Origin of the sequence: Segnochrobactrum spirostomi (genome assembly GCF_009600605.1) — a bacterium.
Classification (GTDB): Bacteria; Pseudomonadota; Alphaproteobacteria; order Rhizobiales; family Segnochrobactraceae; genus Segnochrobactrum; species Segnochrobactrum spirostomi.
Genome location: NZ_VWNA01000001.1, coordinates 1244854 through 1271288 on the forward strand (window position 1 = coordinate 1244854; position 26435 = coordinate 1271288).

The window sequence follows — 26435 nt, forward strand, 5'->3', positions numbered from 1 at the left end:
ACGCGGCTTCGTGAAGCGCTCCGATACGTCCCGCCTGCCGCTTCACCCCACCCCGTCACGCCTGCGGCGTGCCGACCCTCCCCCTCCAGGGGAGGGTGAGGCGTCTCGTTTGGGGTGGGCGGTGAGTGCGGCTGAGCCATGCCGTTTCCGCAGCACACCCACCCTCCCCTGCCAGGGGGAGGGTCGACGGCGAAGCCGGCGGGGTGGGGTCCGCCCGCGGACGCCGGCCCGTGAAACGCTCCGATACGTCCCGCCTGCCGCTTCACCCCTCCCCGTCACGCCTGCGGCGTGCCGACCCTCCCCCTCCAGGGGAGGATGGAGCGTCTCGTTTAGGGCGGGCAGTGAGGAAGACGACGCCTCTCAGTGCAGGATCTGCGAGAGAAAAAGCTTGGTGCGCTCGTGCTGGGGGTTCCGGAAGAAGGCGTCCGGCTCGTTCTGCTCGACGATCTGGCCCGCGTCCATGAAGATCACCCGGTTCGCCACCTGACGGGCGAAGCCCATCTCGTGGGTGACGCAGAGCATCGTCATGCCGTCCTGGGCGAGGCCGACCATGGTGTCGAGCACCTCCTTCACCATTTCCGGATCGAGCGCCGAGGTCGGCTCGTCGAACAGCATCACCTTCGGGCGCATGCACAGCGCGCGGGCGATCGCCACGCGCTGCTGCTGGCCGCCGGAGAGCTGGCCCGGATATTTGCGCGCCTGATCCGGGATCTTGACCCGGGTCAGGAAGTGCATGGCGAGGTCCTCCGCCTCCTTCTTCGGCATCTTGCGCACCCAGATCGGGGCGAGTGTGCAATTTTCGAGGATGGTGAGGTGCGGGAAGAGGTTGAAGTGCTGGAACACCATACCGACCTCGCGGCGCACTTCCTCGATGCGCTTGAGGTCGTTGGTGAGCTCGATGTTGTCGACGATGATGCGGCCCTTCTGGTGCTCTTCCAGTCGGTTGATGCAGCGGATCATGGTCGATTTGCCGGAGCCCGACGGACCGCAGATGACGATGCGCTCGCCACGGGTGACGCTGAGATTGATGTCCTTCAGGACATGGAACTCACCGTACCATTTGTTGACGCCGGTGAGTTCGACGGCGAGGTCGGGGGCGGCGCCGACAGCGGCGGCGGCATTCGAAGCGGTGGCGGTCTGCATGACGGTCGTTCCCTTGATATTATGGGGCGAACGAGCGGGGCTCAGTGGCGCCGACCTCGGTTCAGCCGATGTTCCATGTAAGCGGAATAGCGGGACATCGCGAAGCAGAACGCCCAGAAGATCGCCGCTGCGAAGAGGTAGCCGGTCGTGCTCGTCACCGGGCTCGCCCATTTCGGATCGGTGAAGTTGCGCTGCACCGCGCCGAGCAGGTCGAAGATGCCGATGATCATGACGAGCGAGGTGTCCTTGAACAGCCCGATGAAGGTGTTCACGATCCCCGGGATCACGAGCTTCAGGGCCTGCGGCAGGATCACGAGCCGCATGCTCTGCCAATAGCCGAGGCCGAGGGCGGCGGCGCCTTCCGTCTGCCCGCGCGGCATCGCCTGCAAGCCGCCGCGCACCACCTCGGCCATGTAGGCCGAGGAGAACAGCGCGACGCCGACGAGGGCGCGCAACAGCTTGTCGGGCTGCATCGTGCTCGACAGGAACAAAGGCAGCATCACGCTCGACATGAAGAGCACGGTGATGAGGGGCACGCCGCGCCAGAACTCGATGAAGCAGACCGAGGCGACCTTGATGATCGGCAGCTTCGAGCGGCGGCCGAGGGCGAGCAGGATGCCGAGCGGCAGCGCCGCCTCGATGCCGACGAAGGAGACGACGAGGGTGACGAGCAGGCCGCCCCACCGCGTGGTCTCGACCGCCGGCAGGCCGGGCACCCCGCCGACCAGGAGGAAGAACGCCAGCACCGGGAAGATCACGAACACATAGAAGGCGTTCGCGGACTTGTGCGGCACCCGGGGAATGGCGAGCGGGATCAGGCCGGCGGCGAGCAGCAGATAGACGAGGTTCGGTCGCCAGCGCTCGGCGTCCGGGTATGTGCCGTACATGAACTGACCGAACTTCGCCTCGACGAAGGGCCAGCAGGCGCCGACCGCAGGGCCGAGGCACGCGTTGCGGTCCTCGCCGACCCACACCGCGTGGAAGAAGGCGAAGTTCAGGATCGGCGGAATGATCACCCAGACGAGCCAGAGGGCGAAGAGGGTGAGCGCGATGTTCCCTGGGCTCGAGAACAGGTTGGCGCGCAGCCACCCGACCGCCCCGGTGGAGACGGAGGGCGGCGGCAGGCTCTCGGCCGGCGCGGTGCGGACATAGGCAACGGATGTCATCGCTTTCCCCTCACCGCTCGACCAGCGCCACGCGGGCGTTGAACCAGTTCATGATGCCGGAGGTCACCAGGCTGATCGCCAGATAGACGCCCATGGTGATGAGAATGCACTCGATCGCCTGGCCGGTCTGGTTGAGCACCGTGCCGGCGAACACGCCGACGAGGTCGGGATAACCGATGGCGACCGCGAGCGAGGAATTCTTGGTCAGGTTGAGATATTGGCTCGTCAGCGGCGGGATGATCACCCGCAGCGCCTGGGGCAGGACGACGAGGCGCAGCGTCGTGCCCTGGCTGAGGCCGAGGGCATGGGCCGCTTCGCTCTGGCCCTTGTTCACCGCGACGATGCCGGCGCGCACGATCTCCGCGATATAGGACGCCGTATAGAGGGTGAGCCCCAGCACCAGCGCGACGAGCTCCGGCCCGACGATGATGCCGCCGACATAGTTGAAGCCCTTGAGCTCCGGCACGTCGAACGTGACCGGGAAGCCGGTCGCGGCGAGCGCCAGAAAGGGCAGGCCGACCAGAAGCGCGAGCGAGGTCCAGAAGACGGGGAATTGCTGGCCGGTCGCCACCTGCCGGCGCCTGGCCCAGACGTGGACGACGCCGATCGCAACGAGGGCGACGATGACGGCGATATCGAACAGCCCGCTGCCGGCGCCGAACACCGGCCGGGGCAGGAAGAGCCCGCGGATGTTGAGCGCCACACCGGAGAAGGTCAGGCTCTGGCGCGGTCCCGGCAGCGCCTTGAGCACGGCGAAATACCAGAACACCAGTTGCAGGAGGACAGGGATGTTGCGCAGCACTTCGACATAGGCGGTCGCAAGCTGGCGCAACAGCCAGTTCGACGAGAGCCGCGCGATGCCGACGAGAAGACCGATGAGGGTGGCGAAGACGACGCCGATACCGGCCACCAGCAGCGTGTTGAGGAGGCCGACGACGAAGGCCCGGCCATAGGTCGAGGCCGGGGAATAGGAAATCAGCGTCTGCGAGATTTCGAAACTCGCGGTGGCGCCGAGGAAGCCGAACCCGGAGGCGATGTTCTGGCGCTGCAGGTTCGCGATCGCATTCGTCGTCGCGTACCAGGCGATCCACACGATCGCGATCAGCAGCACAGCCTGAAAGAAGATCCCACGAACCTTGGGATCGTAAAGAAGAGAGCCCCGCGTGGGCTCAGCTCCGTTCGAACGCTCGTCCACCGCCATCAATCATCGCCCCACCGGTCGAGAACAGTGCACCATCCTGCAAGAAGCGGGCCCGCGAGGGGCCGGCCCCGCCGCAGCAGGGCCGGCCACACGCGATCAGCGAACCGGCATGCCGTATTGCAGGCCGCCCTTGCTCCACAGCGCGTTGGCACCGCGAGCGATGCCGAGGGGCTATCCTTGCCGACGTTGCGCTCGAACACCTCGCCATAATTGCCGACGAGCTTGATGATGTTGTAGGCCCAAGCGGCGTCGAGGCCCATGCCCTCGCCGAAGTTTCCGTCGACGCCGAGGAGACGCTTGATCTCCGGGTTGTCGGACTTCTTCATGTCGTCGACGTTCTTCGACGTGATGCCGAACTCTTCGGCATCGAGCATCGCATAGTGCGTCCACTTGATGATGTTGAGCCACTTGTCGTCGCCCTGGCGGACGGCCGGCGAGAGCGGCTCCTTGGAGATGATCTCCGGCAGAACGATGTGGTCGTCGGGATTGGCGAACTTCAGGCGCTCGGCATAGAGGCCGGAGGCGTCGGTGGTGAGCGCGTCGCAGCGGCCGGAATCGTAGGCCTTGTTCACGTCGTCGTTGTTCTCGAACACGACGGGGTTGAACTGCATGTTGTGCGAGCGGAAGTAGTCGGAAAGGTTGAGCTCGGTCGTGGTGCCCTGCTGCACGCAGATCGAGGCGCCCGAGAGCTGCAGCACCGACGAGATGCCGAGCGACTTCTTCACGATGAAGCCCTGGCCGTCATAATAGGTGACGACGCCGAAGATCAGGCCCATCTGGGTGTCGCGGCTCGACGTCCAGGTGGTGTTGCGGGCGAGCACGTCCACCGTACCGGACTGCACAGCCGTGAAGCGCTCCTTGGCGTTGAGCGGCGTGAACTTCACCTTGCTCGGGTCGGCGAAGATCGCCGACGCCACCGCGCGGCAGAAATCGACGTCGAAGCCCTTCCATTCGCCTTTGTCGTCCGGTCCGCCGAAGCCGGGCAAGCCCGGGTTCACGCCGCATTGCAGAAATCCGCGGGCTTTCACATCGCTCAGCGTGTCGGCATTGGCGACGGTCGCGGTCAAGGCCAGCGCCGCGCCGATCACCGCAGGCAGGAGGTTGAATTTCATGGTCGAACCGTTCCCACGTTGGTTTTGACATTTGGTTTGGTCGGTCGGCCCCGCTTCCGCCCAAAACACGGGCAAAACAGAACCGGACCTTCGCAGGGCGCCGCCTTTCGAAGCAGCGTCGGCCGCAATCCGCACCGCGGATCCCGGTTGAACCGGCATGCAACCCGACGCCTTCCCTTCGGCCAGACGAACCTGACCGCAGACTTAGCAAGAACTGCGCCGCCCCCGTCAGACCATCGAAGGGCATTAGCCGGAAGCGGTCAAGCCCACCCGGCGCAACGTGTGATCGTCAACGACCGAACCGGACAATCGGCTCGGATCGACGAACCGACCGCCTTGGTCTAAGGAGGGACCGCCGCCGCAATGGCGCCGAGCCCCCGCCCACGATCGAAGACACCATGAGCAACGACGAAAAAGCCCCGGAATCCGCCCGCAATGCCATCGCAGACGCGGCGCTTCAGCCCGCGACCCGACTCGTGCACGGCGGCTACGACGGCAAGACGTGGCACGGCTTCGTGAACCCTCCGGTCGTGCATGCCTCCACGGTGTTGTTCGAAAGCGCGGACGCACATTTCCACAACCGGGCGCGCTACACCTACGGCCGGCAGGCCACGCCGACGACCGAGGCACTCCAGGACGCGGTCAGCGAACTCGAGGGCGCGGCCGGCACCAAGCTCGCCCCGTCGGGCCTCGGCGCCGTCACGCTCGCCCTCCTGTCGTGCCTGTCGGCCGGCGACCATCTCCTGATGGTCGATACCACCTACGGCCCGACCCGCCATTTCTGCGACACCCTGCTCGCCCGGCTCGGCGTCGAGACGACCTATTACGATCCGCATGTCGGCGCCGGGATCGCCGCTCTGATGCGGCCGAACACCAAGGCGGTGTTCCTCGAGGCACCGGGCACGGCGACCTTCGAGATGCAGGACATCCCGGCCATCGTCGCGGTGGCGCGGGCGCACGGCGCGACCGTCCTGATGGACAACACCTGGGCGACGCCGCTTTATTTCAAGCCGCTCGCCTTCGGCGTCGATCTCTCGATCCAGGCGGCGACGAAATATTTCTGCGGCCATTCCGACGTGCTGCTCGGCACCGTCGCGGCGTCCGAACGCGCCCTCCCGGCGCTCGCCGCCACCCATCGCCAGCTCGGCCTGCACACCGCGCCGGACGACGTCTATCAGATCTATCGGGGCCTGAAGACGCTCGAGGTTCGCCTCGCCCGCCACCACGTGAACGGCGTCGCGGTCGCCGAATGGCTCCTGAGCCGGCCGGAGGTGACGCGCGTGCGCCACCCGGCGCTGCCCTCCGATCCCGGCCATGCGCTCTGGAAGCGCGACTTCTCGGGCGCGTCGGGGCTGTTCGCGTTCGATCTCGCCCCTGTCTCGGAGACGGCGCTCGCCGCCTTCTTCGACACGCTGACGCTGTTCGGGATGGGCTATTCCTGGGGTGGCTACGAGAGCCTCGCGATCCGGGCGCGGCCGGATCTCGCGCGCACCGCGGTGCCGTGGACCGAGGCGGGACCGGTGGTCCGCCTCCACATCGGCCTCGAGGACCCGCGCGATCTCACCGCCGACCTCGCCCGCGGCTTCGCCGCGATGGCCGCCGCCTGATCGGACCCCCCTTCTCTCCGCAAGCGGGGAGAAGGGGCCCGAAAGGGCGGATGAGGCGGATAGAAGGCTTATATTTCAGCCACTTAGCTACAGCCGGAGAGGACCCGGAGCGCCCCTCATCCGGCCCTGCCGGGCCAGCTTCTCCCCCAAAGCGGGGAGAAGGGATGCGGGGAGAGGCTCGATAGGCCTTACTTTATCGACCGGCCTCACTCGACCTTGGCGAGCGCCGACCGGCGCTCGTTGAAGATGAGCCAGAGGTTGCGCGCATAGATCAGCAGACCCGCGGCCTGACCGGCGATGAACACCGGATCGTGGCGCGAGACGGCGTAGACGAGCAGCAGCGCGCCGCCGATCACCGAGAAGAACCAGAACGTCACGGGCACCACCGAGCGTCCGGCCCGCTCGCTCGCCAGCCATTGCACCAGGAAGCGCATGGTGAACAGCGCCTGGGCGGCGAAGCCGACGACGACCCAACCGTCGAACTGCAGCACGAAGACGGAGTGGAGCCAGCCGACGATGCCATGGAAACTCATGGGTGCGATCTTTCCGTGAGATGGGAAGCCCCGGCCGCGCCATGCGGCATACGCTCGGTCGCGACCGGCCGGCGGCGCAGGCGGCTGCGCAGCCACCACACACCGAGAAGGTCGACGCCCGCCACCATGGCGCGGTCGAAGATGCCGTATTTGGAGGTGCCGTGGCGGCGCGGCCGATCGACCACGTCGACCTGGCGGATGCCGAAGCCCTCGCGCAGCACCAAAGCCGGCAGGAAGCGGTGCCAGCCGTCGAAATAAGGCAGCTTGAGGAACACCTCGCGGCGGATCGCCTTGAGGCCGCAGCCGGTGTCGCGGCTGCGATCGTCGAGCATCGCCCGGCGCAGGCGGTTCGCGGCCCGGGAGGCGATGCGCTTGCCGAATGAGGCCTTGCGGCCGAGCCGCTCGCCGGCGGCGATGGCGACGCCCGGCCCGCCGGCGGCGAGCGCATCGAGCAGCGCTGGGATGTAGCGGGGATCGTTCTGGCCGTCGCCGTCGATGGTGACGACGATCTCGCCGCGCGCCGCGAGGAGGCCGGTGCGCACCGCGGCGCTCTGGCCGCAGGACGCGGCGTGGCTGATGAGGCGCGCCCACGGATGACGGCGGGCGATCTCGAGCACCGCGGCGGCGGTGCCATCGGTCGATCCGTCGTCGACCACGATCACCTCGAACGCGCGATCGATCAGCGCGTCCTCGATTTCCTGCAAGAGGAAGGGAAGGTTTTCCGCTTCGTCCTTGGCGGGCAGCACAACCGATATCGCGAGTGTCACGTCCGCCCTCATTGCGCAGCCCTCACATAAAGCCCGAGATCGAGCTTGCGGCCGCCATTGATGTTGATGCCGCCTTCGCGGCCCTTGAGCGCCACCGGTACGTGCTCCTCGGCGGTCTCTTCCTTGAAGACCTGCTCGAAGCGACGATCGACGGCCGCCACCACGCAGCCACCCGCCTTGAGGATGTCGACGGCGGCGGCGGGATCGACGAGCCGGGTTCCGGTGCCGGCGAGAAAGACGAGGCTCGGCTCGTTGAAGCCGACCGAGGCGATGGTCGGATCGGGACAGCCGGCGACGCTGCGGGCCGCCTCCACGAGCCGCGGCGAGATCCAGACCGGCCGGAGGTTCGGCAGCACGAAGGCCCAGAGCCCGGCGAGCACGAAGAGCGCGGACAGCGCCGCGAGAGGAACGGCGGCTCGAAGATCGTTCAAGCGCCGGCGGCCGAGCCGGATCGCGGCGAACACCCCGGCGACCGCGCCGGCGACGACCAGCACGGCCCCGAGCGGGTTCGGATAATCGCCGAGCGAGAAGGGCAGCACGATCGTGGCGACGGCGAGGAGGACGGGCACCAGCGCCATCAGGATCGCCGCGGCGATGCGCAGTGCGAGGCTCGCCCCCGACCGCTCGGTCGTCAGCGCGGCGACGGTCGCGAGCGCCACCGCCGGCATCAGCGGCAGCACATAATGGGGCAGTTTGGTCGAGACGGCCTCGAACACGATCCACGATGGCACCGCCCAGCACAGCGCGAAGCGGATCGCCTCGGTGCGCCGGAGCCGCCAGATGGCAGGGGCCGCGGCGACGGTGAAGGGCGGCAGCGGCCAGAAAGTCGCGAGCGAGACGACGAGGTAGGTGAGCGGCGGGGCCCAGTGCGCCTCCTGCCCCTGGCCCACCTTGCCGAGCATGTCCTTGCCGACGGCCTCGGTGAAGAAGGCGCCCTTGCTCGCGAGCGCGATCGCCACGAACCAGGGCGCGACCACGACGACGAGGAGGATCAGCCCGCTCACCGGTCGAAGCGCCTTGAGCCAGGCGAAGCGGCGCTCGCTCCCGGCGAGCGAAAGCGCGGTCAGGGCGGCGACCATCGGTCCGATCGGTCCTTTGACGAGGACACCGAGCGCGAGCGCCAGCCAGAAGATGAGGGGGAGCGCGAGGCCGACCGGTTCGCCCCGACGGGCCGCGCGCCAGATATAGGCGAGCGCGCCCTGGGCAGCCATGATGGTGCCGAAAAGGACGGCGTCCGTCTTGCCGAGATGGGCCTCGACGCCGAGCAGGATGGTGAGCGCCGCGACGCCGGCCGTGAGCAGCGCCGGTTCCGCCGGCAGGAACGCCCGCGCCATCCAGAACACGAGCAGCACGCCGGCGAGGGCGCCGAGCAGCGAGGGGATGCGGTAGACCCAGATCGGCGCGTCGGCCCCGAAGCCGGTCGCCTTTACCGCCGCGGCCTGGAGCCAGTAGATGCCGATCGGCTTCTTGTAGCGCGGCACGTCCTGGAAGCGGATGTCGACATAATTGCCGCTCTCGACCATCTGCTTGGTCGCCTGGGTGAAGCGCGGCTCGTCACGGTCGAGCGGCGGCAAGCTGTGCTGGCCCGGCAGGAACACCGCGAGCGTCAACAGAATGAGGCCGACGAACCCGACCACGACACGCGCGATCGCGATCGGCCGCGGACGCCCGCCGCTGCCGGCCGATTCCGCCTCGCTCGGCGCTCCGGTTTGAGTCACTCGCCTTCGCTCCCGCTGCGCCCGCGTTCCCCGCGGGCGCAATCGACGTGCCGACGCACGCCGAGACCGTACCCTGACCGCTCATCCCCGGAGACGGATCACCGCGGACCACATCGGCCGCGGTGCTCTTCAACACCGGCTTCGAGGTCGCATGAGAGGAGACCTGACGGACGGCGCGCCTGCGTGATAGCGGTGAAGTCCCGTCCGCGTCAATCGACCGGCCGCCCCCGATCCCGCCTGAAAAAGCCCTGGAAGAGCGCCCAATGATCCTGATCGCACAGCTGACCGATCTGCACCTGCGGCCGCGTGGCCTCCCCGCGCTCCGGGTCGTCGAGACGGCGACGATGGTGCGACGGGCGGTTGCACGCGTGCTCGCGCTCGACCCGCGCCCCGACGCGGTCGTGATCACGGGCGACATCGCCGACACGCCGGACCCGCGCGAATACGAACTCGCCCGCGATCTGCTGTCCCCGCTTCCCATGCCGGTCTATGCGGTGCCCGGCAATCACGACAGTTCCGAGGCGCTGAGGACCGCCTTCGCCGATGCCGCCTGGGCGCACCAATCGGCGGCAGGCTCGCTGCAATTCGCCGTCGATGTCGGCCCGGTGCGGCTCGTCGGTCTCGACACCAACGTTCCCGACGAGACCCACGGCTTCCTCGGCGCGGAGCGGCTCGACTTCGCCCGCAACGCCCTCGCCGCCGCGCCCGACCGGCCGACGCTGATGGCGCTGCACCATCCGCCGATCCCGTCGGGCATGAAGGACATGGATGCGATCGGGCTCAGGGATGCCGACGCGCTGGCGGCTCTGGTGCGGGCCAACCCGCAGGTCGGCCTCGTCGTCGCGGGCCACGTCCACCGTCCCTATGTGGCGCCGTTCGGCGGCGCCGTCGGGATCGTCGCGCCGAGCGTCTGCCACCAGACGGTGCTCAACCTGTCGGGCCGCGGCAAGCCGCTGTTCGCCTTCGAGCCGCCGGCTTTCCTGCTCCACGCCTGGAGCGCGGAGACGGGGTTCATCTCGCACACGATCTATGTCGAGGATGCGGCCGGCCCGTACGACTACAGCCGCGCGTCCGGCGTGCTCTGGCCGGACTGACCGGCCTCAACCGGCGGAGAGCACCAGACCTTCGCGGGCGACCACCGCGCCTGGATAGGCGTCCGCGGCCGCGGCGGCGATCTCGTCGAGCGCATCGTCCGAACGGGTCGGGTCGTGGTGGAAGATCACCGGCGTGCGCACGCCGGCCCGCCTGGCGAGAGCGGTCGCCTCCTCCCAGGTCGAATGGCCCCAGCCCGCATAGCGGGGATAATCGAGCGCCGTATACATCGCGTCGTAGATCATGATGTCGGCACCCGCGACGAAGGCGGCGACGTCGGCATCGATCTCCGGATTGCCGTGCTCGTGGTCGGTGATGACGCAGAGCGAGTGCCCGGCATGGCGGAAGCGGTAGCCTGTCGCCCCGCCCGGATGGTTGAGGCGGACGGTGTCGACCTCGATCCCGCCTTGGAGAATGATGGTCCGCCCTGCATCGAACGCGCGGAACTGGCAAGCGCGCAGCGCGGATGTCGGCAGCGGAAAGATCGGCGGCGACATCAGCCGGGCGAGCACCTCCTGGTGCTCCTGGGCATCCCGCAGATGGCCGGCCCAGAGCTTGATGTTGCAGGCGGCATTGTAGGCCGGCTTGAAGAACGGCAGGCCGCAGATGTGGTCGAGGTGGGAGTGGGTGAACAGGATGTCGAGCGGTCCGGGCGGCTCGCCGAGCATTTTGAGGCCGAGGCGCCGGGCACCGGAGCCGCAATCGACGACGACCCGCTGGCCGTCCACGAGAATCTCGAGGCATGGCGTGTCGCCGCCATAGCGCAGCGTCGACGGGCCCGGCGTTGGCAGCGAGCCGCGCACGCCCCAGAAGCGTACGGCCAGCGGCCCGACCGGCACTTCGAGATCGGAACTCACGAGGGTGCCCGTCCTTGTGCCACGGCGCTCGTCGAGGCGAGATCGCGCGTCGTCCGCTCCAGGCGCTGCGCCAGCACCCGCATCACTTCGAGGGACATTTCGGGGAAGCGGGCGAGCAGCTTGAGAAAATTGTCCTTGGAGATCGACAGGGCGCTGAGCTCCGTCGAGGCGACCACCGACGCGGTCCGCGGCACGTCGATCAGGATGGCGATCTCGCCGACGACGTCATGCTGGCGCACCCGCGCAACCGTCTGGGGACCCTGGGGCGTCTCGACGACGACGTCCGCCTCGCCGGTGAGGATGATGTAGGCGTTGTCGCCGCGCTCGCCCTGCTCGCACAGCCGTTCGCCGGGGCGGAAGCTCATCAATTCGCTGATGAAGGCGAGCAGACGCAGCTTGGCGGGATCGATGCCGCGGAACAGCGGCACGCGTTTGAGCGCGTCGACCTCGAGTTCCAGGGTCACGCTCCGGCCTCCCCGAATTCGACCGACGCCTCTTCCACGGCGGGCATGCCGGACGCCTCGTTCGAGGCGCTCTTGAAGACGTCGGCGTACGCGCCCTCGGTCACCAGGCGACCGTCCCGCATCACAAAGTACCTGTCCAGTCCGACATCGCTGCCGATGTGGGAGGTTCCAAGAACGAGCGTGCGACCTTCGCAACGCTCACGCACAAAGGCAAGAACTTGCGGATCGTCGTCGACGAGATCGTCGAGAATGACGATCGGCGCGGTCTTCATCAGCACGCGCGCGAGGCCGAGCTTGCGGCGCTGGCTTCCCGTCAACCGGGAGCCGGCGACGCCGACCTGGAAATCGAGCGCCGCACGCGCGACCGCCATGCGCAGACCGAGGTCGGCGACGGTCTCGCGCAGGAAGAGGTCGGTCCGCTCGCGGGCGCCGCGGCGATCGACGCGGATCTTGCCGAACAGGAGATTGTCCTCGATCGACAGCGACGCGATGTAGGTGTCCGAGTCGAACGGAACATAACGGCCGTTCGCCCGCCCGAGCACGGTCTCGCGGAACACGGTGCGGCCCATCACGATCTTGCGGCGCAGCTCCTCCGAAATTCCGGCGATGCGGTGCCGCGCCGGAACCACCCGGAAGGCGAGGCCGACGAGATCGACCCGGTCCGCCGCCGACAGCGACTTCGCCCCGCTCGCGCGCACCTTCTTCACCCGCGCCTCGTAGGCCGGCAATTCGTCTGCGCTGAGGAACGAGTAAGCCCCCACGAAATCGTCGTCGCCGCGCATGGTCGAGAACAGCTCGATCATGGTTTCGGCGACGGCGACGCCGAGATTGATCAGGTCCTCGGTCAACCCGGCATCGTCCAGGAACCGCATGATCATGGGATCCTGCGGGATCGCGCCGACCGGCGTGTTCGCATCCGCCGGCAGCGCGAACAGCACGTTCTCGGCGACGGTGGCGCTGCGGTTTGTCTTCTCCGGGTCCCACAGCTCGACGAGATCGGACACCTCCGCGCTGTGTTCGATGCGGTCGCGCAAGGCCCGCCGCGCCGCGATGACCATCCCGACGAGGTCGGGCCAGTCCTCCGGGCGGATGCGGGCCTGCAGACCGACCCGGTAGAGGTCTTCACGCAATCCGACCGACTCGAGGAGCGCGATCATCGCATCCTCGAGCTCGTCCGGGTCTTCGAGCCCGGCCCGTCGGACGTCGTCCCAGGGCGCATCGAATTCATAAAGGGTGCTCTCGGTCGCGGCCGCTTCGTTCTGCCGCCTCCGCAATTCCGACGCCTCCATCCGCGGCGGTCCGACAGGTCGATGCCGGAGCCCGTACAGCACGTTGGTGCGGATGGTGTCGTTGAAGATGTAGGGACTCGACGACGCATAACCAATGGTGACGCCGAGAACCGTCTCCGGCAGGCCGTCGAGGGTGCGCCCGCCGACCTCGACGCGGCCGCTCGACGGCGGAATGAGGCCGGCGAGCATCTGCAGCGCTTCGGTGCGCCCGCTGGAATCGTCGCCGACCAGGGCGACATGCCGGCCCGCGGGGATGGCGAGCGAGACGTCGCGGACCTCGGGGTTCTGTACCGTCGAGCCGCCGGTCGCATTGACGAGGGCGAGATCGCCTTGCAACGGAACCGCCTCGGCCTCGTCGTCGTTGTGCTGGAGCATGCGCTCGGTCGGGTAGATTTCCGGCGGGTCGAAGTTCTCGACGATGGTCTCGTACTTCACCGAGACGTTCGCCAGGTCCTGATAATAGGTCAAAAGTTCGTTCCACGGTGAGGCGAGGTCCTTGTAGGCGGTGAGGACCGCGACCAGCGCGCCGAACGAAATCTGCCCCTTGAGAACGAGATAACCGCCGATCAGATAGAAGAAGAACGGCGGCAATTGGTTCATGAAATTGTTCACGAACTTTATGAGGTATTTCCGCTTATAGATTTCGAAGCGGATCAGATAATTCTCGTAGAGACGATCCGAGATGTTGGCGAGATGCCAGGCGCTGGTGCCGTGGGCGTGCATCTCGATGGCGCCGGAGACGCTCTCGCCGATGCGGTCGGAGATGCGGCGGACGTTCTTGATGCGCTCGCGGGAGAGATAGATCACCCGCTTCTGCAGGCGCGGAATGACCACCGCCTGGATCGGATAGAGCGAGATCGAGGCGAGCCCGAGCCACGGATCCTGCATGAAGATGAAGAAGATGTAGACGAGGAGCGTGCCGCCCTGAAAGGCCGGCTGGGCCACCGAATCGCCGATGAAGGTGCCGAGATCCTCGACCTCGGCGGTGATCATCGGAATCAGTTCGCCGCTCGAGACGCGGCGGAAATGGGTCGGGCGGAAGCGCAGAACCTGACTGTAGAGCTGGTAGCGCAGGCGCCTGAGCATCCGCTCGCCGACGATGCCCTTGTAGACGTTGAGGACATATTTGACGCCGTTGTTGGCCACCACGAGCGCCAGGAAGGCCATACAGAGCACGAAGAGATAGGGGAGCTGGTCCAGCTCGAAGCCGAACAGGTGCCGCGGAAAATGCTTGCCCTGCAGCGCGTCGTTGACGATTCGCTTCGGCAGATCGAGCGACATGTAGACGAGCGGAAAGGACATCACCGTGATCGCCACGATGACGATCTGCTGCCGCGCGCTGTACCGCCAGATGAAACCGAACAGCGTCTTCTTCATACGTCCCTCGACAGACGGCCGGGCGGTGGCGGTGTCCCGCCCCTCGCCCAACAACTAGCGCGCAGGAACAGGATTGTCGTGCGCTTCGTTGATGACGGTCTGGATCGCGGCGCGCGTATCTGCTTTGTGGGACGGACTTTACGGTCCTCCGACCGCCGGTTAGGGTCGTTCGGGGTTGGGCGCAAAGCCCGAGGCCCGTCAGGTGGTCGCTGGATGCCCGACGGTTCTATGAGAGGTGTTCGGCACGGTCCGCTGGGGCGGCGCGCCGCGGCATCGTCAGCAAAGCGAGTGCGGAGCGTGCGGGCTCCCGGATGGCTTCATCCGGCGATCACGTGCTTCGGTGAAGTGGGAGCGATCGCTGGATGTCGGCCTCCGCGGCGAAGATCCTGATGTACAGCCACGATTCGTTCGGGCTCGGCCACCTGCGCCGCTGCCGGGCGATCGCGCATTCGCTCGTCGGGCACATCTCCGATCTGTCGATCCTGATCCTGTCGGGGTCGCCCATCATCGGCAGCTTCGATTTCCGCAGCCGGGTCGATTTCGTCCGCATCCCCGGCGTCATCAAGCTGCGCAACGGCGAGTACACCTCGCTCAGCCTGCATATCGACATCGAGGAGACGCTCGAGATCCGCGCCTCGATCATCGAGCACACCGCCAAGGTGTTCCGGCCCGACATCATCGTCGTCGACAAGGAGCCGCTCGGCCTGCGCGGCGAGGTCCGCCGCACACTGGAGGCCTTCGCCGGCACCAGCACCCGCACCGTGCTCGGTCTGCGCGACGTCATGGACGATCCGGAAGCGCTGACCGGCGAATGGGAGCGCAAGGGCGTCGCCGAGGCACTCGACACGCTGTACGACGAGATCTGGGTCTACGGGCTGCAATCGATCCACGATCCGCTCGAAGGCGTCGGCGTCTCGGACGCGGCGCGCGCGAAGGCCCGTTTCACGGGATATCTGCGCCGTGATCTGCCGGCCGCCGCACAAGCGGCGCCGTTCCGCTCGCCGTTCGGCGACGAGCCCTACATCCTCGTCAGCCCCGGCGGCGGCGGCGACGGCACCGAGCTCGTCGATTGGGTGATGCGCGCCTACGAGACCCACGCCCGGCCGCTGTTTCCGGCGGTGATCGTGCTCGGGCCGTTCATGGAGGCCGAGCACCAGCAGGATTTCCTCGCCCGCGCCGAGAAGCTGCGCGACGTCCACGTCATCACCTTCACCCCGCAGATCGAATCGATCATGACGCAGGCGACGGCGATCGTCGGCATGGGCGGCTACAACGTGTTCTGCGAGATGCTGTCGTTCGACAAGCCGACCCTCCTCGTTCCGCGCGTGGTGCCGCGCCGCGAGCAGGCGATCCGGGCCGCCCGCGCCGAGGAGGTCGGCCTCATCCGCGTGCTGCCGATCGACCATTATCCCGATGTCGGGCTGATGACCGAGGCACTCGCCAAACTGCCGCGCCAGGCGCCGCCCTCGCGCGCCGGCATCCCGAATCTGCTCGACGGCCTCGACGTCATCAACGATCACGTCGCCGGCGTGCTGTCGCGGCGTCCCGCCGTGCGCCGCCTCGCCGCCGTCGGGCGCTGACGAGACCCGCTCGATGTCGCGCATTGCCGTCGTCCTCAAAGGCTATCCGCGGCTGTCGGAGACCTTTATCGCCCAGGAAATCCGTGGCCTCGAACAGCGCGGCCTCGAGGTGCTCATCGTCTCGCTGCGGCATCCGACCGATCCGGCGATCCACGCCGTGCACCGGGAGATCCGCGCCGAAATCCTCTATCTGCCGGAATATCTGAAGGACGATCCGGCGCGGGTCGCGGCGGGCCGCGCCTTTGCCGAGGCACTGCCGACCTATCCGGCGCTGCGCGAGGCCTTCGCGCGCGACCTCGCCCGCGACCAGACGGTCAGCCGCTGGCGCCGGCTCGGCCAGGCCTGCGTGCTCGCCCGCGAGCTTCCGGCCGATATCGACGAGCTCTATGTCCACTTCCTCCACACGCCGGCCTCCGTCGCCCGCTATGCGGCGATGCTGCGCGGCCTGCCGTGGGCGTTCTCGGCGCATGCCAAGGACATCTGGACCTCCCCGCAATGGGAGCTCTCGGAGAAGATCGACGCGTCCGATTGGGGCACCACCTGCACCGGAGCGAACGCCGCCTATCTGCGCTCCCTCGCCGCCGACCCGAAGAAGGTCGAGCTGGTCTATCACGGCCTCGATTTCAGCCGCCTGCCCGCGCCGCCGGACCGGTCGGGGCGCACGGGGCCGGTGACCATCCTCTGCGTCGGCCGCGCGGTCGAGAAGAAGGGCATCGACGATGCGTTGCGCGCCCTCGCGCGGCTGCCGGGGAGCCTCGATTGGCGGTTCGAACACATCGGCGGCGGCAGCCTGACGAAGCGCCTCAAGACACTCGCCGAGCGTCTCGGCATCGCCGACCGCGTCGTCTGGCGCGGCGCGCTGTCCCAGAGCGAGGTGCTCGAGGCCTACCGCGCCGCCGACATCTTCGTGCTCGCGAGCCGCATCACCCGCAACGGCGACCGTGACGGCCTGCCGAACGTGCTGATGGAGGCCCAGGCCCAGGGGCTCGCCTGCCTCTCGACCCGGGTGTCCGCCGTGCCCGAAGTCATCGACGACGGCGAGACCGGCCTTCTCGTCGAGCAGCGCGCGCCGGACGCGCTCGCCGCCGCCCTCGCCCGACTGATCGAAGATGCCGCGCTACGCGAGCGGCTCGGCCGCACCGCGGCGGAGCGGGTGCGCGCCCGCTTCTCGACCGATCCGGGTCTCGACCGCATCGCCGCCCTGCTGACGCGCCGGCGCGCCGCGGCGGCGGCCTGAAGCTCCGAGCGATGCGGATCGCCCTCCACACGCCGATGAAGGCGTTCGAGAGCCCGGTGCCCTCCGGCGACCGGCAGTTCGCCAAACTGATCCGCCGCGCCCTCGAACTCGAGGGCCACACGCTGGCTGTCCCGACCGGGTTCACCACGTGGGCCGCCGCGCCCGAGGGCGACGGCGCGCTGTTCGCGGCGGCTGGGGCCGAGGCGGAGCGCATCGGCGCGCTCTTCGCGGCCGACGGCGCACCCGACCTCTGGCTCACCTACCACAATTACCACAAGGCGCCGGACCTCCTCGGGCCGCACCTCTCGTCGCGGTTCGGCATTCCCTATGCGATCATCGAGGCGAGCCGGGCCCGATCGCGGGCGGAGGGCCCGTGGGCCGCGCGCTTCGCCGCCGCCGACTTTGCGCTGCGCGCCGCCCATGCCGTGGCCGCCGTTCACGAGGGCGACCGCATCGGGCTCGCCGCGATCGTGCCGGCGAGCCGGCTCCACCTTTTCCCGCCCTTCATCGACGCGACGCCGTTCCGGGCGGCGGCCTCGACCAGGGCGTCCGCTTCGCCCGACGGCGTGCCGCGCCTCCTCGCCGTCGGCATGATGCGGCCGGGCGACAAGGCCAACTCCTACCGCGTGCTCGCCGAGGCGCTGGCGCGGATCGCCGATCGGCCGTGGACACTCACCATCGTCGGGGATGGGCCGGCACGCGGCGAGATCGCGGCGCGGTTCGATCCGGCCCGGACGACCTTCGCCGGCGCGGTCGCGCCCGAGGCGCTGCCGGACTTCTACGCGGCGGCCGACCTGCTCGTCTGGCCGGCGATCGGCGAGGCGTTCGGGATGGTCTTCCTCGAAGCCCAGGCGGCGGGGCTCGCCGTGATCGGCGGTGCGCGGCCGGGCGTCGCGGCCATCGTTCGTGACGGCGAGACCGGCTTCCTCGCTCCCGAAGGCAACGCCGCGGCCTTCGCCACGGCCATCGTGGGGCTCGCGAGCGCGCTCGAGGCCCGGATTCGGATGGGCCGCGCCGCCGCGGACCACATCGCCCGCGATCATGATCTTTCCGCCGGGCGGGCCCGCCTGACATCGCTGATCGCGGCGGCTGTCGCCGTCCGCGCCGATCTCCCCTCTCCCGCCGAAAGAACAGCGCCATGCGCGCCCTGATCCACGTCCAGCACCTTCTCGGCACCGGCCACGCGGTGCGCGCCGTCGCCATCGGCCGCGCCCTCGCCGCCCGGGGTGTCGCGGTGACGCTCGCGACCGGCAACCGCCTGCCGCCGACGCTTGCGACCCACGGCCTCGACATCGCCCCTCTGCCCCTCGCCCGGGCGGCGGACGCGACGTTCAAGGTGATCCTCGACGAGAGCGGCAAGCCGATCGACGAGGCCTGGAAGGCGTCGCGGCGCGATGCGCTCCTCGCGGTCGCCGCGGCGGTCCGGCCCGATATCCTGATCACCGAGACCTTTCCGTTCGGCCGCCGGCCGTTCGCCTTCGAACTGCGCCCCCTGATCGAGATGGCGCGCACGGACCGCTGCCGGCTCGTCGCCGCCTCGATCCGCGACATCCTGGTGCGCAAGGACGATTTGGCGAAGGAACGCTGGATGGCGGACACCGCCCTCGCCCTGCACGATCTCGTTCTGGTCCACGCCGATCCGGCCTTCGTGCGGCTCGAGGATTCGTTTCCCTTCGCCGAGGCGATCGCCCCGCTCGTGCGCTATACCGGCTTCGTCCACGCGCCGAGCGCGGTTGCCCCGCCGCCTGGCGACGGGATCGACGAGGTGATCGTCTCCTGCGGCGGCGGCCCGGTCGGGACGCGTCTCCTCGAAGCCGCGCTCGGGGCGAAGACCCTCTCCGCGCGCGCCGGCGACGCCATCTGGCGCGTGCTCGTCGGCCGCGAACACGGCGAAGCGGCCCTCGCCGCCCTCGCCGAGCGCGCCCCGCCGGGCCTGATCGTCGAGGCCGCCCGGCCCGATTTCCCGGCTTTGCTCGGTCGTGCCCGCCTCTCCATCAGCCAGGCCGGCTACAACACCGTGCTCGACGTCATCGCCGCCGGCTGCCCGGCGGTGTTCGTGCCCTTCGCCGAGGGCAGCGAGACGGAGCAGGCGCAGAGGGCGGCTTTGATCGCCGCCCGTGGCCGCTGCACCATCGTCGAGGAACAGACGGTCGATGCGGCGAGCCTCGCCGCCGCCTGCGACGACGCCCTCGAACGCCCGCGGCCGACGCCCGTCGCGGTGGCAACGGACGGGGCGGAGCGCAGCGCCGAGATCCTCATCGAGGAAGCGCACCGGAGGTCGATCCGATGAACGTCACCGGTGAACGCGCCCGCGCGACCCCGTTCGGCCGCGCCCTGACGGCGGCGCTCGACGCGATGGCGGACGAGGGGCGGCGGCTCGTCGTCTGGTGGCGCGACGACGACGCGATCGAGCCGACCCCGGCGCTCGAGCGGCTGCTTGCGATCTCCGAACAGCACGGTGTGCCCGTCGGCCTCGCCATCATTCCGGAGGGCGCGACGCCCGGGCTCGCGGAACGGCTCGCGCGGAGCCCGCACGCCTTTGCGATCCAGCACGGCTGGAGCCACCGCAATCACGAGCCCGCCGGCACCCGCGCCGCGGAGCTCGGGGCCGCGCGGCCGGCCGAAATCGTGCTCGCCGAGCTGGCGGCCGGGCGGGAGAAGCTCGCCGGCCTGTTCGGGCCGCGCTTCCTCCCCGTGCTGACCCCGCCGTGGAACCGCATCGCGCCGACGATCGCCGAGCGGCGTCGCGAGATCGGTCTGCCGGTGCTGACGACGTTCGGCCATCGCTCGGTCGGCGACGGCATCGTCGACACCCACCTCGACCCGATCGCGTGGCGGACGAGCCGCTCCTATATCGGCGACGAGAAGGCGGCCACGATCGCCCGGCAGGAGATCGCGGCGCGGCGGGACATCCCCGACGCCCCGTTCGGCCTCCTCACCCATCACCTCGCCCACGAGGAGGCCGTCTGGGCGTTCACCGAGATCGCCGTCGCCGTGCTCGCGGCGCATCCGGCGGTGACGTGGCCGGAGCCGGCGGCCCTGTTCGGGACGCCGGCGGCCGGCTGAGCGGCCTCACTTGTACGGGTCGGCCGCGTCGCGGAGACCGTCGCCGAGGAAGTTGAAGGCGAGCACGACGATGATGACGGGGAGCATCGGCGCCATCAGCCACGGATAGACCGTGACGGCCGTGATGTTCTGCGCCTCGTTGAGGAGGACGCCCCAGCTCACCGCCGGACGGCGCAGGCCGAGGCCGAGGAAGGACAGCGCCGTCTCGCCGAGGATCATGCCGGGGATCGCGAGCGTCGCGCTCGCGATGATGTGGCTCGCAAATCCCGGCAGCAGATGCTTGCCGATGATGCGCGACGGGCTCGCCCCCATCAGCATCGCGGCGCGGGCATAATCCTCCTCACGCAGGGCGAGCAGCTTGGAGCGCACCGCGCGGGCGAGCGAGGGCCAATCGAGCAGGCCGAGGATCACCGTGATGCCGAGATAGATGAAGACGGGGCTCCAGGTCACCGGGAGCGCCGCCGACAGGGCCATCCACAAGGGCAGTTCCGGCAGCGAGCGGAGGATCTCGATGACGCGCTGCACCGTCGCGTCGACCCAGCCACCGAGATAGCCGGCGAGGCCGCCGAGGAGCATGCCGAGCGAGATCGAGATGGCGACGCCGACGAGGCCGACGGTGAGCGAGATGCGCGCGCCGTAGACGATGCCCGAGAACACGTCGCGCCCGAGTCGGTCGGTGCCGAACAGATTCAACGTACCGTTCTCGGCCGGGCAGATGAGATGGAAATCGGCCGGGAACAGGCCCCAGAACAGGTACGCATCGCCGCGGCAGAAGAAGCGCAGCGGCTGCACCGCCCGCTTGTCGACCGTGTATTGCCAGCGCAGTTCCTTGAGATCGACGCTCGCCACCGTGCCGTAGACGAACGGCCCGACGAACTTGCCGTTGTCGAACAGGTGGATCGGCTGCGGCGGCGCATAGAGGTGATAATTGTCGCGATGAGCGACGGGATAGGGCGCGATGACCTCGGCGAACGGCACCGCGAGATAGAACACCAGGAGGATGACGCCCGACCACAGCGCCAGCTTGTGACGGCGGAAGCGCAGCCAGATGATGCGCCACTGGGAGGCTTGATAATAGCGCTCCTGTTCGGCGGAGAGCACCTCCGCTTCGCGCGGATCGAACGGCGTCGGATCGACGAAATGGCGCGCGCGCGGCACGCTCGGGTCCGGCGCGCCGGCCCCTGAGATCACCCCTTGCTCGCTCACTTGCGCGCCCTCCCGCCGAGCCGGATTCGAGGATCGAGGAGACCGAGCAGAAGGTCGGAAATCAGCATTCCGATCAATGTCAGCACCGCGACGAAGAGAAGAATGAAGCCCGCCAGAAACTGATCCTGCGAGCGCAGGCTGTCGAGCAGAACCGGGCCGACGGTCGGCAGGTTCAAGACCACCGACACGATGACGGAGCCGGAGACGAGCGACGGCAGCAGGCTGCCGATGTCGGCGATGAACGGATTGAGCGCCATCCGGAGCGGATATTTGACGAGGAGGCGGCGCTCGCCGAGGCCCTTGGCGCGCCCTGTGACGACATATTGCTTGTGCAGTTCGTCGAGCAGGTTCGCCCTGAGGCGGCGGATCATGCCCGCGGTGCCGCCGATGCCGATCACGATGGTCGGCACCACCAGATGGGCGAGCACCGACATCACCTTGTCCATGCTCCACGGCTGATCGGTGAATTTCGGATCCATCAGGCCGCCGATCGAGAGGCCGAACCAGCGGTTGGCGACGAACAGCATGATGAGGCCGAGCAGGAAATTCGGGATCGCAAGCCCGAGATAGCCGAGCAGCGTGAAGCCGTAATCGCCCCAGCTATATTGCCGGGTCGCCGAATAGATGCCGATCGGGAACGACACGATGTAGACGAAGATGACGGTCGCGAGGTTGAGGAGGATGGTGAGCGGCAGGGCCGTTCCGAGCACCTCGTTGACCGGCCGGTCGTACTCGAACGACCAGCCCCAATTGCCCTGCAACAGCCCGTCGAAACCGTGGGCGCCCGGCCAGGCGCCGACCCAGATCAGGTAGCGCTCGAGGAAGGGGCGATCGAGCGCATATTCGTGGCGCAGGAACTCGACCTTGGCGATCGCCGTCGCCTCGCCCTGCGCCTTGAGCTCGTCGATCTGGTTGGAAAGATAATCCCCGGGGGGAAGCTCGATCACCACGAAGATGAGGAAGCTGATCACGAACAACGTCGGGATCATCGTCAGGAGGCGCTTGGCGATATAAAGCAGCATGGGAGCTCGTCAGTTCCGCGAAGCGGTCTCAGGCGTGTCGAACCAGAACGCATCCATGTGGTAGATGCCGAAATTCGCGCCGGGATCCCAGCCGAACAGGGCCTCTTGGGGAACGTTCACCAGGGAATCGCTGACGACGATCGGCTGTTTGGCCTCGGCGATGAGGCCGATCGTCAGCGTCTGATCGACGTGGGTGTCGAGAATGCTCCGCCACGCCGCCTCGCGCGCCTCGTGGGTGGTGGCGGCGAGCCATTGATCATAGGCGTCGATCAGGGTCTGGACCGGCGGATAATCGATCTTTTCGCCGTTCTCGCCTTCGCTGTCGCGATAGGCGCCCCACGCCATGCCGATCAGGAACGAACTGTCGGAGGGCACCCGCTCGGCCGGGCTCATGCCGGCGGTCGGGATGCCGTCGTCGTAGCCGGAGGAGGCCATCATGACGAGGGTGCCGGCAAGCGCGCGGTTCCAGATGATGTCCCGGTCGGACGGCTTGACGAAGAGGGCAATGCCGATGTCCGCCCAGTTCTCGCCGACGAGTTGGAGGGCGTCGATCACCTCCTGGGACTGGCCGTCCGTCTCGACCACGATTTGGAGCGGCCGCCCATCGGGCATGAGGCGGATGCCGTCGCCGCGCCGCTTCGTCAGCCCCATGTCATCGAGCAGCGTGTTCGCCTGCGCCGGATCGTAGCCCGCCCATTTCGTCAGATAATCCGGCTCGAACAGCCGGCTCTCGGGCAGTACCGCGTTGTTGGAGGGCTTGGCGAGACCGAAATAGAGCACCCGGTTGATCATCTCGCGGTCGATGCCGAGCGAGAGCGCGTGGCGGAACCGCTCGTCGCGCAAGAGCGTGCGCCAGACCGGGTCCTTGCAGGTCAGGTTCGGATAGAGGGCGACCTCGTTGGCCTTGGAGATCGGCCACAGCCGCGTCGAGTAGTGCGAGCGCTCCTCGCCGCGCTTCAGCACCGTGATGTCCGCGAAAGAGAGCCCGCGGGCCTGGAGATCGGTCTCGCCCGCCTGTGCCTGGCTCGGAATGAGCCCGGTGGAGACGACGTTCATCTCGACCTTGTCGATATAGGGCAATTGCTGGCCCTTGGGATCGACCCGGTGGAAATAGGGGTTGCGCACCATGATGACGCGGCGATCCGTCCCCGCCTCCGAGCGGATCCAGGGCTGCAGGGAGGGTTCGGCGGGATTGGAGCCGCCGTACATGTCGTCGTAGCGGTTGTGCAGCGCGGCCCAGCTGCGGACCTTCTTTTTCGCGATCAGCGCCTTGATCTTGTCCGGCTTGCCGTACTTTTCGTGGAACTGCTTCAGATAGTGCGCCGGCCGGTAGATGAACGGATCGGTCGCCGAGGCGAGCGTCGTCAGGAACAGCGGGTTCGGCTTCTTCCAGGTGTAGCGGACGGTGAGCGGGTCGAGGACCTCGAAGGTCGGCGGCTCGCCGTCGACGAGCAGGAACGGCTCGGGCCCGGTCGGCGCGATATCCGGGTTCTGCTGCATGTCCTGCCAATAATAGCGGAAGTCCTCGGCCGTGAAGGGCTTGCCGTCCGACCATTTGTGGCCCGGGCGGATGTGGAAGGTGAAGATGCGGTCTTCGACCACGTCCACGGATTCGAGGATGTCCGGGTGGAGCTTGAGGTCGGGCCCGTAGGCGACGAGCCGGGCGTAGCCCCAAACATTGATGAGGCGGGCATCCTTGACGCGGCTGATGAGGGTGCGCAGGGTCCCGCCGGGCCGGCCGACGCGGTAGCCGAGCGCGTCGAAATCGACGACGAGCGGGTCCTTCGGCAGGCGCTCGGCGAGCGGCGGCAGCGGCGCGGCCGCGTCGGCGGGCGCCGGGGGTGCCGCGGCCGGAGCCGGAGCCGGCGCGGCGGCGGGGGCCGGAGTCGCAGCCGGATCGGGCGTCGCCGCGATCGCGGGAGCGGACGCCGCGACGAGCACAGCGAGGGCGTAGCGGGCAAGGCGCATCAGGCGGGCTCCGCGATCGGCTGAAGGGCCGTCTCGGCCGCGCCGGGCGCGCACACGAAGCGGCCGGGCTTCATCTCGACGAGGGTCGGCGGCGTGCCGGGCACGAGGCGGAAGGGCTCAGGCCAGGCGGCGGGATCGGAGGCGCGGGCGGCGGAGAGGGCCGAAAAATCGAGGCGGTGGTCGAGGCTCGCCTCGGGAACCGCCGTGATCAACGCCTTGGTATAGGGATGGATCGGATCGGCCACGATCTCGTGGGTGGGTCCCACTTCGACGACGCGGCCGCGGCACATCACCACGACGCGCTCGGCCATGTAATCGACGACCGCGAGATTGTGGCTGACGAACACGTAGGTGAGCCCGAGTTCCGCCTGGAGATCTTTGAGCAGGTTGAGGATCTGCGCCTGCACCGAAACGTCGAGGGCGGACACCGGCTCGTCGCACACGATCACGTCCGGCCGCAGCGCGAGGGCGCGCGCGATGCCGATGCGCTGGCGCTGGCCACCGGAGAACGAGTGCGGATAGCGCCGCAGGAAGCGCGGATCGAGGCCGACGAGGCGCATCAGCTCGCGGGCGCGCTCGGCCCGCTCGGCTTCGGTGCCGATCTTGTGGATGACCATCGGCTCACAGAGGATCTCGTTCACCGTCATACGCGGATTGAGCGAGGAGAACGGGTCCTGGAAGATGAGCTGCACCTTGCGGCGATAGGCGAACAATTGCTCGCCCTTGAGCGAGGCGACGTCGATCGGACCGGAACCGTCGTCGAAGCGGATGCAGCCGGAATCGATATCGATCGCCCGCATGATGGCGAGCGCCGTCGTCGTCTTGCCCGAACCGGATTCGCCGACGATGCCGAGACATTCTCCCCGCTCGACGCAGAAATTGATGTCGTCCATGGCCTTCGGTCCGCGGACCTTGGCACTCGTCGGTCCGTAGGACTTACAGACCTTCTCGATCGAGAGCACCGGCCCCTTGGACGAGCCCTGTGGCTTCGCCGCCGCCTTGAGGAAGCCCGAGGCCATCGGTGCGATCGGCCGGATCGGCACCAGCCGCTCGCCCGCCGGCATGTCGAAGCGAGGCACGGCGCGCAGCAGCGCCTTCAGATAATCGTGCTGCGGATCGGCGAAGATGACGTCGGCCGGACCCGATTCCAGGATGCGGCCGTGATAGATCACGACGACGTCGTGGGCGACGTTCGCCACCACGCCGAAATCGTGGGTGATCATCAACACCGCCATCCCGAGCTCGCCCTGCAGCTCCTTGATGAGCTTCAGGATCTCGGCCTGGATGGTGACGTCGAGCGCGGTCGTCGGCTCGTCGGCGACGAGCAGCGCAGGCCGGCAGATCAGCGCCATGGCGATCATGGCGCGCTGGCGAAGGCCGCCGGAGAGTTCGAACGGATAGGTGTCGAGCGCGCGATTCGGATCGGGGAAGTGGACGAGGCGCAGCATGTCGCGCGTGAGATTGCGCGCATCCGCCTTGCCGACGCCGCGATGAAGCCGCGCCGCCTCGCCGATCTGGTCGCCGATGGTGTGGAGCGGCGACAGCGAGGTCATCGGCTCCTGGAACACGATGGCGATGCGGTTGCCGCGGATCGCCCGCATCGCCAGGCTGTCCGAGGCGAGCGCGGCGATGTCGGTTTCGCGGCCGCCGGCCGCCGGATCGCGCAGCAGAATCCGGCCCGAGGTGATCTTCGCCTTCTGCGGCAGGAGGCCCATCACGGCCTGGGAGATCACCGTCTTGCCGGAGCCGGATTCGCCGACGAGCGCGACGGTACGGCCCGCCGGAACCGAGAGCGACGCCCCCTCGACCGCGCGAACTAGGCCTTCGTCGCCCTGGAACGCGACGGTGAGATTCTCGATCGACAGGACGTCCACGCCGCAGCTCCCCTCCCGGACGCAGCCGGAATTCACATGAGCGTTATAACGACTTCTTTGCTCGACTATGACGCGGCGTGACGCCGTTGTGAACGACGATTGCTGGGTCGATTCCGCCCTTCCCCCCGCGCGAGCGGACCACGCGGGACCCAAAGG

20 protein-coding genes and 1 pseudogene are annotated in these 26435 nt (G+C 68.3%); 7 read left to right on the forward strand and 14 right to left on the reverse strand.

Features of this window, described 5'->3' with window-relative positions; genetic code table 11:
- Positions 1 to 360: 360 nt before the first annotated feature.
- The 4 genes and pseudogenes from F0357_RS05560 to F0357_RS05575 form a co-directional block, all read right to left on the reverse strand.
- On the reverse strand, positions 361 to 1143 hold the full coding sequence (locus tag F0357_RS05560) for an amino acid ABC transporter ATP-binding protein (RefSeq protein WP_153479457.1): 783 nt from the start codon (positions 1141 to 1143) through the stop codon (positions 361 to 363).
- Between the two features lie 41 nt (positions 1144 to 1184).
- Positions 1185 to 2309 carry an amino acid ABC transporter permease gene (locus F0357_RS05565; protein WP_153479458.1) on the reverse strand — a complete coding sequence of 375 codons (1125 nt, stop codon included), beginning with the start codon at positions 2307 to 2309 and terminating at the stop codon, positions 1185 to 1187.
- A 10-nt stretch (positions 2310 to 2319) separates the two neighbouring features.
- Positions 2320 to 3510, reverse strand: coding sequence for an amino acid ABC transporter permease (locus F0357_RS05570; protein ID WP_153479459.1), 1191 nt, complete (start codon positions 3508 to 3510; stop codon positions 2320 to 2322).
- Between the two features lie 96 nt (positions 3511 to 3606).
- Positions 3607 to 4622, reverse strand: a pseudogene (locus F0357_RS05575) (amino acid ABC transporter substrate-binding protein).
- Positions 4623 to 5020: 398 nt separating this feature from the next.
- Here F0357_RS05575 and metC point away from each other — a divergent pair.
- Positions 5021 to 6229: a cystathionine beta-lyase gene (gene metC / locus F0357_RS05580; protein WP_153479460.1), complete on the forward strand. Its 1209-nt coding sequence runs from the start codon at positions 5021 to 5023 to the stop codon at positions 6227 to 6229.
- 206 nt (positions 6230 to 6435) lie between these two features.
- On the opposite strand, the gene F0357_RS05585 is transcribed toward metC, so the two are convergent.
- From F0357_RS05585 to F0357_RS05595, 3 genes are read right to left on the reverse strand one after another with little or no spacing between them, the layout of a single operon-like run.
- Positions 6436 to 6762 carry a lipid-A-disaccharide synthase N-terminal domain-containing protein gene (locus F0357_RS05585; RefSeq protein WP_153479461.1) on the reverse strand — a complete coding sequence of 109 codons (327 nt, stop codon included), beginning with the start codon at positions 6760 to 6762 and terminating at the stop codon, positions 6436 to 6438.
- Complete coding sequence (locus F0357_RS05590) at positions 6759 to 7541, reverse strand: glycosyltransferase family 2 protein (RefSeq protein WP_153479462.1); 783 nt, start codon at positions 7539 to 7541, stop codon at positions 6759 to 6761. Before F0357_RS05590 ends, F0357_RS05585 begins: the two co-directional genes overlap by 4 nt.
- On the reverse strand, positions 7538 to 9247 hold the full coding sequence (locus tag F0357_RS05595) for an ArnT family glycosyltransferase (protein ID WP_208948231.1): 1710 nt from the start codon (positions 9245 to 9247) through the stop codon (positions 7538 to 7540). The genes F0357_RS05590 and F0357_RS05595 overlap by 4 nt, the downstream gene beginning before the upstream one ends.
- A 263-nt stretch (positions 9248 to 9510) precedes the next feature.
- On the opposite strand from F0357_RS05595, the gene F0357_RS05600 reads away from it, so the two are divergent.
- A complete protein-coding gene (locus F0357_RS05600; RefSeq protein ID WP_153479463.1) occupies positions 9511 to 10341 on the forward strand; it encodes a phosphodiesterase in 831 nt (276 codons plus the stop codon).
- A gap of 6 nt (positions 10342 to 10347) precedes the next feature.
- On the opposite strand, the gene F0357_RS05605 is transcribed toward F0357_RS05600, so the two are convergent.
- From F0357_RS05605 to F0357_RS05615, 3 genes are read right to left on the reverse strand one after another with little or no spacing between them, the layout of a single operon-like run.
- Complete coding sequence (locus F0357_RS05605) at positions 10348 to 11196, reverse strand: MBL fold metallo-hydrolase (protein ID WP_312861463.1); 849 nt, start codon at positions 11194 to 11196, stop codon at positions 10348 to 10350.
- Positions 11193 to 11660, reverse strand: a complete 468-nt coding sequence (locus F0357_RS05610) for a cyclic nucleotide-binding domain-containing protein (RefSeq protein ID WP_312861464.1) — start codon at positions 11658 to 11660, stop codon at positions 11193 to 11195. The genes F0357_RS05605 and F0357_RS05610 overlap by 4 nt, the downstream gene beginning before the upstream one ends.
- On the reverse strand, positions 11657 to 14326 hold the full coding sequence (locus F0357_RS05615) for an ABC transporter ATP-binding protein (protein ID WP_153479464.1): 2670 nt from the start codon (positions 14324 to 14326) through the stop codon (positions 11657 to 11659). Before F0357_RS05615 ends, F0357_RS05610 begins: the two co-directional genes overlap by 4 nt.
- A gap of 362 nt (positions 14327 to 14688) precedes the next feature.
- Here F0357_RS05615 and F0357_RS05620 point away from each other — a divergent pair, with 362 nt between their 5' ends.
- From F0357_RS05620 to F0357_RS05640, 5 genes are read left to right on the forward strand one after another with little or no spacing between them, the layout of a single operon-like run.
- Positions 14689 to 15906: a glycosyltransferase family protein gene (locus F0357_RS05620; protein ID WP_153479465.1), complete on the forward strand. Its 1218-nt coding sequence runs from the start codon at positions 14689 to 14691 to the stop codon at positions 15904 to 15906.
- Between the two features lie 13 nt (positions 15907 to 15919).
- Positions 15920 to 17143 carry a glycosyltransferase family 4 protein gene (locus tag F0357_RS05625; RefSeq protein ID WP_153479466.1) on the forward strand — a complete coding sequence of 408 codons (1224 nt, stop codon included), beginning with the start codon at positions 15920 to 15922 and terminating at the stop codon, positions 17141 to 17143.
- Between the two features lie 11 nt (positions 17144 to 17154).
- Entirely contained in the window at positions 17155 to 18294 is a 1140-nt protein-coding gene (locus F0357_RS05630; RefSeq protein ID WP_153479467.1) for a glycosyltransferase family 4 protein, read from the forward strand.
- Complete coding sequence (locus F0357_RS05635) at positions 18282 to 19433, forward strand: glycosyltransferase family protein (protein WP_153479468.1); 1152 nt, start codon at positions 18282 to 18284, stop codon at positions 19431 to 19433. Before F0357_RS05630 ends, F0357_RS05635 begins: the two co-directional genes overlap by 13 nt.
- On the forward strand, positions 19430 to 20209 hold the full coding sequence (locus F0357_RS05640; RefSeq protein WP_153479469.1) for a polysaccharide deacetylase family protein: 780 nt from the start codon (positions 19430 to 19432) through the stop codon (positions 20207 to 20209). The genes F0357_RS05635 and F0357_RS05640 overlap by 4 nt, the downstream gene beginning before the upstream one ends.
- Before the next feature lie 6 nt (positions 20210 to 20215).
- On the opposite strand, the gene F0357_RS05645 is transcribed toward F0357_RS05640, so the two are convergent.
- From F0357_RS05645 to F0357_RS05660, 4 genes are read right to left on the reverse strand one after another with little or no spacing between them, the layout of a single operon-like run.
- On the reverse strand, positions 20216 to 21397 hold the full coding sequence (locus tag F0357_RS05645; RefSeq protein ID WP_376767823.1) for an ABC transporter permease: 1182 nt from the start codon (positions 21395 to 21397) through the stop codon (positions 20216 to 20218).
- Positions 21398 to 21411: 14 nt separating this feature from the next.
- Positions 21412 to 22437 carry an ABC transporter permease gene (locus tag F0357_RS05650; RefSeq protein ID WP_153479470.1) on the reverse strand — a complete coding sequence of 342 codons (1026 nt, stop codon included), beginning with the start codon at positions 22435 to 22437 and terminating at the stop codon, positions 21412 to 21414.
- Positions 22438 to 22446: 9 nt separating this feature from the next.
- Positions 22447 to 24405, reverse strand: a complete 1959-nt coding sequence (locus F0357_RS05655) for an ABC transporter substrate-binding protein (RefSeq protein WP_153479471.1) — start codon at positions 24403 to 24405, stop codon at positions 22447 to 22449.
- The gene (locus tag F0357_RS05660; protein WP_312861465.1) at positions 24405 to 26279 is read right to left on the reverse strand and encodes an ABC transporter ATP-binding protein; all 1875 of its coding nucleotides are present in this window, start codon (positions 26277 to 26279) and stop codon (positions 24405 to 24407) included. The genes F0357_RS05655 and F0357_RS05660 overlap by 1 nt, the downstream gene beginning before the upstream one ends.
- Between the last annotated feature and the right edge of the window lie 156 nt (positions 26280 to 26435).

Excerpts from the sequence above, each read along its gene's own strand:
- F0357_RS05560 (WP_153479457.1), bottom strand. The coding sequence starts at position 1,143 with ATGCAGACCGCCACCGCTTCGAATGCCGCCGCCGCTGTCGGCGCCGCC.
- F0357_RS05635 (WP_153479468.1), top strand. The coding sequence starts at position 18,282 with ATGCGCGCCCTGATCCACGTCCAGCACCTTCTCGGCACCGGCCACGCG.
- F0357_RS05625 (WP_153479466.1), top strand. The coding sequence starts at position 15,920 with ATGTCGCGCATTGCCGTCGTCCTCAAAGGCTATCCGCGGCTGTCGGAG.
- F0357_RS05640 (WP_153479469.1), top strand. The coding sequence starts at position 19,430 with ATGAACGTCACCGGTGAACGCGCCCGCGCGACCCCGTTCGGCCGCGCC.
- F0357_RS05620 (WP_153479465.1), top strand. The coding sequence starts at position 14,689 with ATGTCGGCCTCCGCGGCGAAGATCCTGATGTACAGCCACGATTCGTTC.
- F0357_RS05630 (WP_153479467.1), top strand. The coding sequence starts at position 17,155 with ATGCGGATCGCCCTCCACACGCCGATGAAGGCGTTCGAGAGCCCGGTG.
- metC (WP_153479460.1), top strand. The coding sequence starts at position 5,021 with ATGAGCAACGACGAAAAAGCCCCGGAATCCGCCCGCAATGCCATCGCA.
- F0357_RS05600 (WP_153479463.1), top strand. The coding sequence starts at position 9,511 with ATGATCCTGATCGCACAGCTGACCGATCTGCACCTGCGGCCGCGTGGC.
- F0357_RS05590 (WP_153479462.1), bottom strand. The coding sequence starts at position 7,541 with ATGAGGGCGGACGTGACACTCGCGATATCGGTTGTGCTGCCCGCCAAG.
- F0357_RS05650 (WP_153479470.1), bottom strand. The coding sequence starts at position 22,437 with ATGCTGCTTTATATCGCCAAGCGCCTCCTGACGATGATCCCGACGTTG.
- F0357_RS05585 (WP_153479461.1), bottom strand. The coding sequence starts at position 6,762 with ATGAGTTTCCATGGCATCGTCGGCTGGCTCCACTCCGTCTTCGTGCTG.
- F0357_RS05615 (WP_153479464.1), bottom strand. The coding sequence starts at position 14,326 with ATGAAGAAGACGCTGTTCGGTTTCATCTGGCGGTACAGCGCGCGGCAG.
- F0357_RS05565 (WP_153479458.1), bottom strand. The coding sequence starts at position 2,309 with ATGACATCCGTTGCCTATGTCCGCACCGCGCCGGCCGAGAGCCTGCCG.
- F0357_RS05655 (WP_153479471.1), bottom strand. The coding sequence starts at position 24,405 with ATGCGCCTTGCCCGCTACGCCCTCGCTGTGCTCGTCGCGGCGTCCGCT.
- F0357_RS05570 (WP_153479459.1), bottom strand. The coding sequence starts at position 3,510 with ATGGCGGTGGACGAGCGTTCGAACGGAGCTGAGCCCACGCGGGGCTCT.